Here is a 13,269-nt window from a genome sequence, read left to right as displayed (position 1 = left end):
CCGGATCGCATCGGCGCGCTATTCTACGGCCTTTTCCGCAGCCTTCTTCTTGCGCATCGCGTCGTGAAAGCGATCGGCCCAACCGGGCTTGACCAACTGCTCGCCGCGCACGAGCCGAAGCTCCCCGTCAGCAACGTCGCGCGTCACCGCACTGCCGGCACCGACGATCGCGTCGCGGCCAATCTTCACCGGCGCGACGAGCGCACTGTTCGAGCCGATGAAGGCGTTCTCGCCGATCACGGTCTGATATTTGAAATAGCCGTCATAATTGCAGGTGATCGTGCCCGCGCCGATGTTCGCGCCGGCGCCAACGGTGGCATCACCCAGATAGGTCAGGTGATTGGCCTTCGCGCCCTCGCCAAGGACGGCTTTCTTCGTTTCGACGAAATTGCCGATCTTTGCCTTTTCGCCCAGCACCGTGCCGGGGCGGAGGCGGGCAAAGGGGCCGACCTCGCAGCCGCAACCGATCACTGCCCCCTCTATATGGCTGTTCGCGCGGATCCGCACGCCATCGGCGACGCTGACCCCGGGGCCGAAGAAGACGTTGGGCTCGATCAAGACGTCACGGCCTATCTGCGTATCCCAGGCGAACCAGACGGTTTCGGGTGCGAGGAGGCTCGCGCCCTCCGCCATCGCCTGCGCGCGCCGCCGCGCCTGCCACGCGCCTTCCATCGCCGCGAGCTCGGCGCGGGAGTTGATCCCCGCTACGTCAAAGGGATCGGTCGTCACCACCGCGCAGGTCCGTCCGTCCGCGTTGGCGATGTTGACGATATCGACGAGATAGAATTCCTTCGCTGCATTCTCATCGGTGACGCGCGCGAGGAGCGCAAAGAGGTCCGCTGCCCTTACGGCCATCAGCCCCGAGTTGCAGAGCGTGACCGCCCGCTCGGCCTCGCTTGCATCCTTATATTCGACCATCTTGGTGATGCGGTCCCCCCTTGTGATCACGCGGCCATAATGCTGCGCGTCGGCAGGCTCGAAGGCGAGCACGACCACTGCCGGCGCGTCGGGGGCATTGAGCCGGTCGATCATCGCCTCCATCGTTGCCGTCGGCACGAAGGGCACGTCGCCATAAAGGATCAGCACATCTCCCTTAAAGCCCTTGAGCGCGGCTTCGGCCTGCTGGACCGCATGGCCGGTGCCCCGCTGCGGTTCCTGGAGGGCAAGGCTGGCACTGCCGCCGAGCGCTGCTTCGATCTGGTCCGCCTTGTCGCCCACGATCACGACCTTCCTCGCGGGATCGAGTTCGTCGACGCTTGCCATGAGGTGCATCAGCATCGCTCGGCCGGCGATGGGGTGAAGCACCTTGTGCAGGTCGGATTTCATGCGCGTGCCCTTGCCCGCGGCAAGGATGACAGCGGCGATCGGTCGGTTGCTCATGCGCGGCTCCATGCCAGCAAATCATTGCGGTTTCCAGAGTGTCGCGGCATGCGCGGGCGATGAGTGATTTTCCTTTTGCGATCGTCGGTTTTGACCTCGACGGCACGCTCGTCGACACCGCGGGCGACATCACCGCGGCGCTCAACCACGCGCTCGGCCTCGCGGGCCGGACGCCGCTGAGCGAGGCCGAGGTCCGGCCGATGATCGGGCTCGGCACGCAGCACCTGCTCGAACAGGGGCTGAGTGCGACGGGCGGCATTCCCGAGGGCGAGTCGCCGCGACTCTATGAAGCGCTGCTTGACTTTTATGAGGCGAATATCGCGGTCCATAGCCGAACTTTCCCGGGTCTCGCCGAAGCGCTCGACCGGCTCGATGCGCTGGGAGTGCGCACAGCGGTCATGACGAACAAGCTCGAGGTGCTCGCGCGCCTTTTGCTCGGCGAGCTCGGCCTTGCGGACCGGATGGCGGCGATCATCGGCGGCGATACGCTTGGGCCGGGTAAGGCGAAACCCTCGCCCGAGCCGATCCGCGCGATGATCGAGGCCTGCGGCGGCGGGCGAACCGCCTTTGTCGGCGACAGCATTTTTGACGTCATGGCGGCGCGCGGCGCCGGAGCGACGAGCATCGCAGTCAGCTTCGGCTTTCTCCACCAGCCGGTCGAGGAACTGGGCGCCGATCATGTCATCGGAGACTATGCCGAACTGGTGCCGCTCCTCGAAAGATTATGAGGAACGCAGTCAGGCAATCGTCTCGAGAAGCTCGCCGATCGTTCCAAACATCGTGTCGATCTCGTCCTTCTCGACGATCAGCGGCGGCGACAGCGCGATAATGTCGCCGGTCGCGCGAACGAGGAGGCCCTTGTCGAAACAGGAGTGGAAGAGCTCCATCGCGCGCGCCGTCGGCGCCCCGGGCCTGGGCTCAAGTTCGATACCCGCGACGAGTCCGGTCGTGCGGATGTCGATGACGTGGCGCCGGCCCTTCAGGCCGTGCGCCGCCTCCTCCCAATAGCGCGCGAGCGCATCAGCGCGCTCGAAGAGTCCCTCGCGGGCATAAAGGTCAAGCGCAGCAAGGCCGGCGGCGCAGGCAAGCGGATGCCCCGAATAGGTATAGCCGTGGAACAGTTCGATGCCGCCGGGGGCACCCTCGATCACCGCATCGTGCCATTCACGCTTCACCGCGACCGCTCCCATCGGCACCGCGGCATTGGTGAGGCCCTTGGCCATGGTGATGATATCGGGCGTCACGCCCCAACTGCCCGCCGCGGTCGCGCCCCCGACGCGCCCGAAGGCGGTAATCACTTCGTCGAAGATGAGGAGAATGCCGTGCCGGTCGCAGATCTTGCGCAGCCGCTCAAGATACCCGACGGGCGGCAGCAAGACGCCGGTTGATCCCGCCATCGGCTCGACGATCACCGCTGCGATCGTTTCTGCGCCGTGAAGGTCGACAAGCCGTTCCAGATCATCAGCAAGCTCGGCGCCATGCTGCGGAAATCCGCGCGAAAAGGCGTTGCGCGCAAGGTCGTGCGTGTGGCGGAGATGATCGGTACCCGGAAGGCCGCCCCCGAAGGTTCGGCGATTGCTCACAATGCCGCCGACGCTGATCCCTCCGAAGCCGACGCCGTGATAACCGCGCTCGCGTCCGATCAGCCGCGTGCGCGTCCCCTGCCCCCGCGCGCGCTGGATCGCGAGCGCGATCTTGAGCGCCGTGTCGACCGATTCAGATCCGCTATTGGTGAAGAAGATGCGGTCGAGCCCTTCGGGCATCAGCGCGGCGAGCCGATGCGCAAGTTCGAACGCCTGGGGGTGTCCAAGCTGGAAGGTCGGCGCGAAATCAAGAGCGGCGGCGGCCCTGGTGATCGCCTCGACAATCTCTGTTCGGCAATGGCCGGCATTGCTACACCAGAGCCCCGACGTGCCGTCGAGGATCGGGCGTCCGTCGGCGCCCTGATAGTACATGCCGCTCGCCGAGACGAGCTGGCGTGGGTGCGCCTTGAACGCGCGATTGGCGGTAAAGGGCATCCAGAAGGCCGCCAACGGATCATTTTCGCCCTTCATTCACCAAGCCTCCTTCGCCTTGTTCAGTGAGCCTTCTTGCCCGGCATGAAATGGATGAACCCCGCGATCAATCCGCCGAGCAAGAGGCCGAACAGACCTGCCCCTGCTGCGCCGATGAGCCACGCCCAGACGCCGCCGAGTGGCAGGCTGCCGACGGACCCATGAGCAAAATCGTGAAGGGCATGTCCGAGACCGCCGATATGATATTCGTCGAGCCCGTGAAGCACAATCTGGCCGCCGACCCACAGCATCGCAGCCGTCCCGATCGTCGCGAGCGCCGCGAGCAGCCCGGGCATCAGATGCACCAGTCCGCGCCCGATGCTGCGCTGCGCGCGCGTGCCGCGCCCGGCCATGTGCAGCCCGATATCATCCATCTTCACAATGAGCCCGACGACGCCGTAGACGGCAATGGTGATCGCGACCGCCACGAGCGCCAGCGTCGCGCCGCGCATCAGCAAGGGTTCGTCGAGCACTTCGTTGAGCGCGATCACCATGATTTCTCCCGAAAGGATAAGATCGGTGCGCACCGCACCCTTCACCATCGTCTCCTCGTGCGATGTGTCGGCAACGATCGCGGCGTCCTCCTCGAGGCTCGTCTTGTCCTCCTGGAGCGAGTGCAGCACCTTCTCCGCGCCTTCAAAGCAGAGATAGGTGCCGCCGAGCATCAGCAGCGGCGTGATCGCCCACTCGGCAAGCGAGGAGAGAAGTAGCAGCGCGGGCAGGATGAGAATGAGCTTGTTGAACAGCGACCCCTTGGTGATGCGCCAGATGATCGGCAATTCGCGGTCGGGCGTAAAGCCGGTGACATAACGCGGCGTCACCGCGGTATCGTCGACGACGACGCCCGCCGCCTTCACCCCCGCCTTCGATGCCGCAGCGCCGATATCGTCGATGCTCGCCGCGGCAACCTTGGCGATGGTCGCGACATCGTCGAGCAGGGCAAAAAGACCTGAAGGCATGAGGCGTGGAGCTTTCGTTCGGCCAAAGAGAATCGCGCGGGCGCGCTGCACGACCTTGCCTACATCATTGATCAGGCGAAAGGCCTGAAATGGCTTTTGGAAGCGCGCTAGCAGTGCGCGCGCGCGAATGCCGCGGCCGCACCGAAAAGGCCAGGCTGCGGATGAGTGATGAGCTTGACCGGGATCGCCGCCATGAAGTTTTCAAACCGCCCCTTGGCGACGAAGCGTTCAGGAAAGCCCGAGCGCACGAGATGATCGCGAATCCTCAAACCCAGCCCGCCCGCGATCACCACCCCGCTCGCGCCTTGCGCGAGCGCAAGGTCGCCCGCGACGCTGCCGAGCGACAGGCAGAAGCGATCGACCGCGGCAGCGGCGAGGCTGTCCTCCTGCGCCATGCCGCGGGTCCAAATGGCAACGTCTTCCTCCTGGGTGACTGGGCGCCCTTCCATCGCGGCAAGCGTTTCGAAAATATCGACGATGCCGGGGCCCGACACGATGCGTTCGACTGACACGCGGCGATGGCGCTTTCTCAGCCGCGCCAGGATCGCATCCTCGATGCTGTCGAGCGGCGCAAAATCGATATGCCCGCCCTCGGTTGCCTGGACGCGATAGGTATCGCCATCACGCCAGACGTGCGCGACCCCGAGACCGGTGCCGGGGCCGATGACGCTGATCGTCCCCTTCGCCGGCAAGGGCTCATCGGGGCCGCTCAGCCGCTCGAAATAGCGCGCATCGGCCTGCGCCACGGCGTGACCCACGGCTTCAAAGTCGTTCACGAGCACATAATCATCGACGTCCAGCTTTTCGCGGATCAGCGCCGGGCGGATAATCCACGGGTTGTTGGTAAATCGGATGATGTCGCCTCGCGTCGGCCCCGCGATGGCAATGGCGACCGCGCGCGGCAGACTGCCGCCCTGGCGGCGCTGGAACTCTTGCCATGCCGTCTGGAAGCTTGCGTGATCCTCGGTATGGAGGGTGGTCGCCTCGCCGAGTGCGATACAGCGTCCGCCCTCGACCGTGGCAATCGCAAAGCGCGCGTGCGTGCCGCCGATGTCGACGGTGACAATGGACTGGCTCATGACTCTCCCTCACGCGGCCTCGTGCCGCCCGGGTCTCAGATTGACGCCCTGGTTCAGGCGGCGCAACAGGGCATAGCTATGCGCGCGCACCGGCGCGCGGCAAGTCCTACCCTTCAAATTGGCTCGCGAGCGTTCCATAGAAGGGGCGAGGAGCGTTGCGGGAGCGAGTGATGAACCATGAACAAGAGGCTGATCTTCCTTATCTGAAGAAGGTCGTCGGAGCCTCGATGGCGGGCACGGTCGTCGAGTGGTACGAATTCTTTCTTTATGGCACGGCGGCAACGCTGGTGTTTGGCCAGCTGTTCTTCCCCGAAACGGGGAACGAGCTCGACGGTATCATCGCGGCCTTTGCAACCTATGCGGTCGGCTTCATCGCGCGGCCGCTTGGAGGCGTTGTGTTCGGCCATGTCGGCGACCGGATCGGCCGCAAGTCGCTCCTCCAGTTCAGTCTCGTCCTGATCGGCGCCTCGACCTTCCTCATGGGCTGCCTGCCTAGTTTCGAGAGCATCGGCTATTGGGCACCGGGACTCCTCGTCCTCCTGCGCTTCATCCAGGGCTTCGCGCTCGGCGGCGAATGGGGCGGCGCGGTGCTGCTCGTGACCGAGCATAGCCCCAACCGGAGCCGCGCATTTTGGGGAAGTTTTCCCCAGGCAGGCGTGCCGCTCGGCAATCTCCTCGCAACCGTTGTTCTCCTCGTTCTCTCCGCAACGCTCTCTGAGGCGGCTTTCCTTTCCTGGGGTTGGCGCGTCGGCTTCTGGCTGTCGGTCGTCATCGTTGGAATCGGCTATTACATCCGCACCCAGGTCAGCGATTCGCCAATCTTCGAGGCGGCAAAGGCAAAGGCCGAGCGCGCGGCCGAAGCCAGCTACGGCCTCGTCGAGGTGTTCAAACGTTATCCGCGCGGCGTTTTCACCGCGATGGCGCTGCGCTTCGGCGAGAATATCGTCTATTATATGATCGTCACCTTCTCGATCACCTATCTCCATCACCGCGCGATCGACACGACCCGCATCCTCGCGCTGCTGTTCGCGGCGCATGTCCTCCACGTCATCGTGATTCCGCTCGTCGGTGCGCTCGCCGACCGGATCGGGAGGCGCCCTGTCTATATGGCGGGCGCTGCGCTCACCATGGCGTGGCCCTTTGCCGCCTTTCCGATGTTCGACACTGGCGGCACCGCGATGATCCTCGCCGCAATCATGCTCGGCCTTGCAATCCACGCCTTCATGTATGCACCGCAGCCCGCGATCATGGCGGAGATGTTCCCGACGCGGATGCGTTACTCGGGTGTTTCGCTGGGCTATCAGGTGACGGCCATCGTCGCCGGATCGTGGGCGCCGCTGATCGGCACCGCCTTGCTGCGCAAATATGACAGTTCGACGCCGATCGCCATCTATATCCTGTTCGCTGGAGCCGTCAGCCTGATCGCAGCACTCCTGATGCGCGAAACGCGCGGCGCGTCGCTGCTCGCGATCGACGAAGCTGATGCGAAGCAGTCAGCGAGAGGAATTGGCGTCGTCTCAGGGTAAACCTGACAAATACACTTAGCCGTCGGCCCTAAAATGGAATCTGCCGCAGGGTTAGCCGGCCGCTCCGAGGCGTCTGCCTATGCTCCCGGCGATTGCCGCTTCTATATCCATAGCGGGCGGGTCCGGTCAGGTCATCACCGATGGCGAGGCTACTGGTTTCACCTTCAGGCCGCTATTTTTGGCCAGGACAGACGTTCCGCGCGACTTGTCGACCCTCAGCGCAAATAGCTGAAATCGCGGCCCTCGCGAGCCGAGTTCCTCACGGGACAAGTCGGCGTTGCCAGAACCCTTGCGGAATATGCAACGCTAGGTGATTTGCGCCCGAGGATACCATTGGCATCGGCGAAGGGCGGGCTTGCGCGGGGGGGGCCAGCGAAAATCGCGGTCTCCAAGGATGAAGAGGGCGCGATGTCCAGCCTTTCCTCCACCTGCACCCAAATGAGAACGGGTTCCCTCCTTCTTGCTCGCGCATGGCGCTAATGGGAAAGTTGCCCCCTTTTCAACCGGAGATCGCTTCCTATCTTTTGGATGCCGGACGCCATTCCGGGTCCGGTGGACACAGAGGGCGTCGGCTCTCTCCGACGCTTCTCATGCCCAGATTGCTTCACATGGAGGATTTGGAAATGAGAACCAATTTCGACTTTACACCTTACCGCCGTACGACAGTCGGATTCGACCGCCTGTTCGAAATGCTGGAATCCGGCCTTCTTGGAGAGGCGGCGGATGGCTATCCGCCCTTCGACATCGTGAAGGAGGAAGAGGACCGCTACAGGATCACCCTGGCGCTTGCCGGGTTCAGGCCCGATGAGGTCGAGATCACGGCTCGTCAGGACCAGCTTGTCATTGCCGGGCGCAAGGCCGAAAGACAGGACGATGACACCTATGTCTATCGCGGCATTGCAACCCGCTCCTTCGAACGGCGTTTCCAGCTCGCTGATTTCGTCGAGGTTCGCGGGGCGGATTTCGAGAATGGCCTGCTCAGTATTCACCTGCAACAGGTGTTTCCAGAGGAGATGAAGCCTCGAAAGATCGTGATCAACAGCCACGCCTCCGCGCAAGGCGGGGGCGCCCCGCAACTGACAAGTAACCGGGCGGCCTGATCCCGGCGAAGCCCGGACTCAAATGCTCGCCCCGTAGGATTGGAGGTAAGCTATGGCACTGAAAGATCTGATCCCGTGGAACCGCCAGGAAACCCGCTTGCCCGTCCGGTTGAGCGACGCTGGCGATCATCCCCTCTTTTCGCTCCATCGCGAAGTGAACCGCCTGGTCGACGATGTCTTCCACGGCTTCGGCTTTCCCGCGTCCAAGCGAACTTGGCGCGGCGGCGACTGGCCCAACGTCGAACTTTCGGAAACGGACAAGGAGGTTCGCGTTACGGCGGAACTGCCCGGCCTCGACGAAAAGGACGTGGAGGTAAGCATCGACGATAATGTCCTGTCGATCCGAGGCGAAAGGAAGTTCGAGACGTCCGACATGGCGCGCGGCTATTCGGAGCGCAGCTATGGCCGGTTCGAACGGCATATCAGCCTGCCGCGCGGCATCGAGCAGGACAAAGGCAAAGCCAGCTTGAAGAACGGCGTGCTGGCGATCGCCTTGCCCAAATCTGCCGCGTCCATAAAAAGCCGCAGGACGATCCCCATCAATGCGCATTGATGGAAAACAGGCAGCCGGAACCCTCCGGCTGCCTGTCCCGCTCATCTGGCGTTCAGCATGGCGAGAAAAATTCCGCTTTCCCGTTCCAATCGAAGGGGGGAAAGATCGATGCAAAAAAGCTTCGTTCAGTCGCCTTGGCGGGCCTTGCGGCATGTCTTGCCACAAGCGCGGCATGCGGGCGTCCCACGACAGCCGCGTCCTGACGGACGATCGGTCGTCCGAATTTCTAGAGCGGCGACATCGCTCCCAAAGTGCGCATTATGCCGGAAGTACGGAGCCGCCGCGTCTGGTTCGGCCTTTTTCCCATCGCTCCCTTCGCGATGATGGGCCTTATTTCGCGCGAGATGGATCGAAGCTTCGACCCCATGATGCCGCGCTGCCAGCGGCACGGCGCGCGGCAGCTATGTCCCGATGGGTAAGGGCAAGAATTATTGCAGTAAATCGATACGAATCAAGTTCAGCGGGTCCGATACGAAAACCGACGATGGTGTCCCAAAGATCGGGTGACTGCACCCCGGAAACCGCGCCTCTCGGCGGCAAGTCCCAGCCTTTACGGCAAGCCCGGACGCCCCCCCCCCGCACACTATCTGACCCGCCGGACATTCAAGTAACATGCGAGGAGACCATATCGGCTCCCTGTTTCATTGAATGGAGATGACTCCGTCGACCGCGCGCCACTCCGCCGGGCCGATCAGATTCCGGTGAGCGACACGTATCGAGTGTAGCGCGGCCTCGATCTCACGGCGCCAATGGTCGAGAAAGCGGCGCAATTCCGGAAAGTCGGGCGCAACGTCATATTCCTGCCAGACGAACAGCTGCAGCAGAGACGGAGCATCGGGTCGGTAATAATGAATTTCCGCCGTTGTCAGACCATAGCCCTGCAACTGGGCGGTAAAGGCTCGATCGTTCATTGGAGCGCGCACCTCTCCTCATTCATCTCGAACGTGCTGAGCGCCGCGCCGACATCGTCCACCCGAACGGCGCGGCAGGCGCCGGGCGGCTTGCGAGGGCGGGCTTGTTTTTGACAGACGACCGGTTCGACGCCCAGGATGCAAGGATAGCGCGCTTGACTTCCGGTTCCAGGTCCGGGTGGCGCACGACATCAAAGGGATGAAGAACCCGGGAAAATGGCTGCGACATGGCATGGCCTCCTTTCCTTCCGGCGTGGCTCGATTTTCTTGTTCGCAGTGAAATCATCAGGACGAATTTGGCGTGCGAGCCGGTCTCGTCAAGAGGCCTCCAACCCCCTTGAAAATCCGGCAATTGGCACTCCTCCATAGAGAGTGCCAAAAAATTTCATTCCCCTCTTGAACGAGGAAATTCCCTTTCCTAGCTCATCAGCGCCCGTCGTCCCGGCGAACGACGGGATCACTGTATCATGCTATTGCAATTGGAGGTAGTGCCATGCATTTCCGTCCCTTGCACGACCGCGTGGTCGTCCGCCGCATTGAGGCTGAGGAAAAAACCTCTGGCGGCATCATTATCCCCGACACCGCCAAGGAAAAACCGCAGGAAGGTGAAGTTGTTGCCGTTGGTCCCGGCGCGCGCGACGACAATGGCAAGCTTGTCGAGTGTGCCGTCAAGGCCGGTGACCGCGTGTTGTTCGGCAAATGGTCGGGCACGGAGGTCAAGATCGACGGCGAGGATCTGCTCATTCTGAAGGAGAGCGATATTCTTGGCGTGATCGAGGCGGCTGAACCTCTGAAGAAGGCCGCCTGATCGTGGCTGTCCCGTCCATTTCAATAAGGAATCTTTAGGAAGGAGACTGGTTAAGATGGCTGCAAAGGAAGTCAGGTTTGCGTCGGACGCGCGTGATCGGATGCTGCGCGGCGTGGATATGCTTGCCAACGCGGTCAAGGTGACGCTGGGCCCCAAGGGCCGCAACGTCGTGATCGACAAGAGCTTCGGTGCCCCGCGTATCACCAAGGACGGCGTCACCGTTGCCAAGGAAATCGAACTGAAGGACAAGTTCGAAAACATGGGCGCGCGGATGATCCGCGAAGTCGCTTCCAAGGCGAACGACACCGCCGGGGACGGTACGACCACCGCCACGGTTCTAGCCCAGGCCATCGTGCGCGAAGGCGCGAAGGCGGTGGCCGCGGGCATGAACCCAATGGACCTGAAGCGCGGCATCGACTTGGCGGTGGACGCTGTAGTCAAGAATCTAGAAAGCCACGCGAAGACGGTCAGCGCCAATAGCGAGATTGTGCAGGTGGCTACCATTTCGGCCAATGGCGATCGGGAAGTCGGCAAGATTCTGGCGGAAGCGATGGATAAGGTCGGCAACGAGGGGGTCATCACCGTAGAAGAAGCCAAGAGCCTAGCCACCGAGCTGGAAGTGGTGGAAGGCATGCAGTTCGATCGCGGCTATCTTTCCCCATATTTCATCACCAATGCGGAGAAGCTGAAGGTCGAACTGGACGATCCCTATATCCTTCTGCACGAAAAGAAGCTTTCCAACCTCCAGGCGCTGGTACCGCTGCTCGAAAAGGTCGTGCAGTCGGGCAAGCCGCTGCTCATCGTCGCGGAGGATGTGGAGGGCGAAGCGCTCGCGACGCTGGTTGTCAACAAGCTGCGCGGCGGCCTGAAGGTTGCGGCGGTCAAGGCGCCCGGCTTCGGCGACCGGCGCAAGGCGATGCTGGAGGATATCGCCGTCCTGACCGGCGGCAACGTGATCAGCGAGGAACTGGGCACCAAGCTCGAGAATGTAACCGTCTCCATGCTCGGCCGCGCGAAGAAGGTGGTCATCGACAAGGATAATACGACCATCGTCGACGGCGCCGGAACCAAGGCGGACATTGACGGGCGCGTCGCGCAAATCCGTCAGCAGATCGAGACGACCACGTCCGACTATGACCGCGAGAAATTGCAGGAGCGTCTCGCCAAGCTGGCGGGCGGCGTGGCGGTCATCCGCGTCGGCGGCGCGACCGAGGTGGAGGTCAAGGAAAAGAAGGACCGGGTCGACGACGCGCTGCACGCGACCCGGGCGGCTCTCGAGGAAGGCATCCTGCCCGGCGGCGGCGTGCCGCTGCTCCGCGCGATCAAGGTGCTGGACGGCATCAAGGCCGCGAATGACGACCAGCAGTCCGGTATTGACATCGTTCGCCGCGCCCTGCGCGCACCCGCCCGGCAGATTGCCGACAATGCGGGAGACGACGGTTCGCTGGTGGTTGGCAAGCTGCTGGAAAGCGACGACTATAATTGGGGCTACAATGCCGCGACCGGCCTGTATCAGGATCTGGCGCAGGCCGGCGTGATCGATCCCGCCAAGGTCGTGCGCACTGCCTTGCAGGATGCGGCTTCGGTCGCCTCGCTGGTCATCACAACTGAGGCTCTGGTCGCGGAGCTTCCCAAGGAGGAAGCCGCCGCTACCCCCGTGCCCGCAATGGACAGCTGACACCCTCAGCGGTCCCGGCCATCCTGCCGGGACCGTCTCTTTCTGTATCGGTCGACAGGCGGGGGTTCTGGTCGATTTTCCCTGCTTGCCGAACTTCAGGGAGAACGGAATCATGAAAATCGCCCAGATCGCTCCCCTGGCGGAAAGCGTTCCGCCGAAACTCTATGGGGGAACCGAGCGCATCGTATCCTATCTGACCGAAGAACTGGTTCGCCAGGGCCATGACGTGACTCTGTTCGCCAGCGGCGATTCCCACACGACAGCCCGGCTGGTGCCTGTTTGCAAAACCGCGCTGCGACTTGACGAAGGCGTAAGGGATTCAGTGCCTTATCATATGATCCTGCTGGACGAGGTGCGGCGCCGGGTAGATGAATTCGACGTCCTCCATTTCCACATCGACCTTCTGCATACACCGATGATGCGCGATATCGCCGGCCGCACCCTGACCACGCTCCATGGACGGCTGGACCTGCCGGATCTCCAGCCCTTTTACCGCGCGTTCCCGGATTTGCCGTTGGTGTCGATTTCTAACGACCAGCGGCGTCCCATGCCGCCGGTGAACTGGGCGGGCACTGTGCATCACGGTCTGCCGCGCGACCTGCTGGAGCCGGCCCGTGCGCCCAGCAACGATTACCTCGCCTTCCTGGGGCGCATTTCCCCCGAAAAGCGACCAGACCGGGCCATCGCCATCGCCGCCGCTGCGAACATGAAGCTCAAAATCGCAGCCAAGGTGGACAAGGCGGACCAAGCCTATTGGGACGGCGTCATCGGGCCCATGATCCGGACCTATCCCGGCATCGAATATGTCGGGGAGATCACGGAAAAGGAAAAGGCCGATTTCCTGGGCAATGCCCGCGCCCTGTTGTTCCCGATCGATTGGCCCGAACCTTTCGGTCTGGTAATGATCGAGGCGATGGCCTGCGGCACGCCGGTCATCGCCTTCCGCTGCGGATCGGTGCCGGAAGTCATCGACCATGGTGTCAGCGGCATGATTGTCGATACGGTGGAGGAGGCCGTGGCGGCCCTGTCCCACCTCGACCGGCTGGATCGGCGGCGGGTCCGTGAAACCTTCGAACGACGCTTCTCCGTGGAGCGGATGACCGCCGACTATCTCGACCTTTATCGCAACCTGCCCGGCGCCCGGGCCGACGCGGCCCGAATCCGCCGGACACGCGGGGAAAGCGCCGCCTTGCGGGCCGTCGGGTGAAAGGAGCGGCGAGA

Annotated in this window: 12 protein-coding genes and 1 pseudogene; 7 read left to right on the top strand and 6 right to left on the bottom strand. The window is 62.9% G+C overall.

The genetic code is table 11. The features are described from left to right. Positions 1-18 precede the first annotated feature (18 nt). Positions 19-1,380, bottom strand: coding sequence for a bifunctional UDP-N-acetylglucosamine diphosphorylase/glucosamine-1-phosphate N-acetyltransferase GlmU (glmU, locus tag LH20_RS10230; RefSeq protein ID WP_235527176.1), 1,362 nt, complete (start codon positions 1,378-1,380; stop codon positions 19-21). Positions 1,381-1,439: 59 nt separating this feature from the next. Between glmU and LH20_RS10225 the strand changes: the two genes are divergently transcribed. Further along, entirely contained in the window at positions 1,440-2,108 is a 669-nt protein-coding gene (locus LH20_RS10225) for an HAD-IA family hydrolase (protein WP_053554103.1), read from the top strand. 9 nt (positions 2,109-2,117) lie between these two features. Here LH20_RS10225 and LH20_RS10220 read toward each other — a convergent pair whose 3' ends face one another. The 3 genes from LH20_RS10220 to LH20_RS10210 form a co-directional block, all read right to left on the bottom strand. Beyond that, entirely contained in the window at positions 2,118-3,434 is a 1,317-nt protein-coding gene (locus tag LH20_RS10220; RefSeq protein ID WP_053554102.1) for an aspartate aminotransferase family protein, read from the bottom strand. Between the two features lie 23 nt (positions 3,435-3,457). Then, the gene (locus tag LH20_RS10215) at positions 3,458-4,393 is read right to left on the bottom strand and encodes a DUF808 domain-containing protein (RefSeq protein ID WP_053554101.1); all 936 of its coding nucleotides are present in this window, start codon (positions 4,391-4,393) and stop codon (positions 3,458-3,460) included. A 107-nt stretch (positions 4,394-4,500) separates the two neighbouring features. Beyond that, positions 4,501-5,472, bottom strand: a complete 972-nt coding sequence (locus tag LH20_RS10210; RefSeq protein ID WP_053554100.1) for a glucokinase — start codon at positions 5,470-5,472, stop codon at positions 4,501-4,503. Between the two features lie 170 nt (positions 5,473-5,642). Here LH20_RS10210 and LH20_RS10205 point away from each other — a divergent pair, with 170 nt between their 5' ends. From LH20_RS10205 to LH20_RS10195, 3 genes are all read left to right on the top strand, one after another. Continuing rightward, positions 5,643-6,998 carry an MFS transporter gene (locus LH20_RS10205; protein ID WP_053554099.1) on the top strand — a complete coding sequence of 452 codons (1,356 nt, stop codon included), beginning with the start codon at positions 5,643-5,645 and terminating at the stop codon, positions 6,996-6,998. Positions 6,999-7,621: 623 nt separating this feature from the next. Further along, positions 7,622-8,098: an Hsp20 family protein gene (locus LH20_RS10200; RefSeq protein WP_200905463.1), complete on the top strand. Its 477-nt coding sequence runs from the start codon at positions 7,622-7,624 to the stop codon at positions 8,096-8,098. 52 nt (positions 8,099-8,150) lie between these two features. After that, entirely contained in the window at positions 8,151-8,651 is a 501-nt protein-coding gene (locus LH20_RS10195; protein WP_053554098.1) for an Hsp20/alpha crystallin family protein, read from the top strand. A gap of 641 nt (positions 8,652-9,292) precedes the next feature. Here LH20_RS10195 and LH20_RS10190 read toward each other — a convergent pair. Then, on the bottom strand, positions 9,293-9,562 hold the full coding sequence (locus LH20_RS10190) for an usg protein (RefSeq protein WP_053554097.1): 270 nt from the start codon (positions 9,560-9,562) through the stop codon (positions 9,293-9,295). Further along, positions 9,559-9,791 (bottom strand): annotated as a pseudogene (locus LH20_RS23965) (hypothetical protein). The gene LH20_RS10190 and the pseudogene LH20_RS23965 overlap by 4 nt, the downstream one beginning before the upstream one ends. A gap of 264 nt (positions 9,792-10,055) precedes the next feature. Between LH20_RS23965 and groES the strand changes: the two are divergent. The 3 genes from groES to LH20_RS10170 all read left to right on the top strand — a co-directional run bounded on the left by groES (position 10,056) and on the right by LH20_RS10170 (position 13,255). Then, positions 10,056-10,370, top strand: coding sequence for a co-chaperone GroES (gene groES / locus LH20_RS10180; RefSeq protein WP_053554096.1), 315 nt, complete (start codon positions 10,056-10,058; stop codon positions 10,368-10,370). Between the two features lie 55 nt (positions 10,371-10,425). Beyond that, a complete protein-coding gene (gene groL / locus LH20_RS10175; RefSeq protein WP_053554095.1) occupies positions 10,426-12,048 on the top strand; it encodes a chaperonin GroEL in 1,623 nt (540 codons plus the stop codon). 112 nt (positions 12,049-12,160) lie between these two features. Continuing rightward, on the top strand, positions 12,161-13,255 hold the full coding sequence (locus LH20_RS10170; protein ID WP_053554094.1) for a glycosyltransferase family 4 protein: 1,095 nt from the start codon (positions 12,161-12,163) through the stop codon (positions 13,253-13,255). The last annotated feature ends 14 nt before the right edge of the window (positions 13,256-13,269 follow it).

The sequence above is a fragment of the Sphingopyxis sp. 113P3 genome (assembly GCF_001278035.1).
Taxonomy (GTDB): domain Bacteria; phylum Pseudomonadota; class Alphaproteobacteria; order Sphingomonadales; family Sphingomonadaceae; genus Sphingopyxis.
This window is presented reverse-complemented; position numbering and strand designations above follow the sequence as displayed.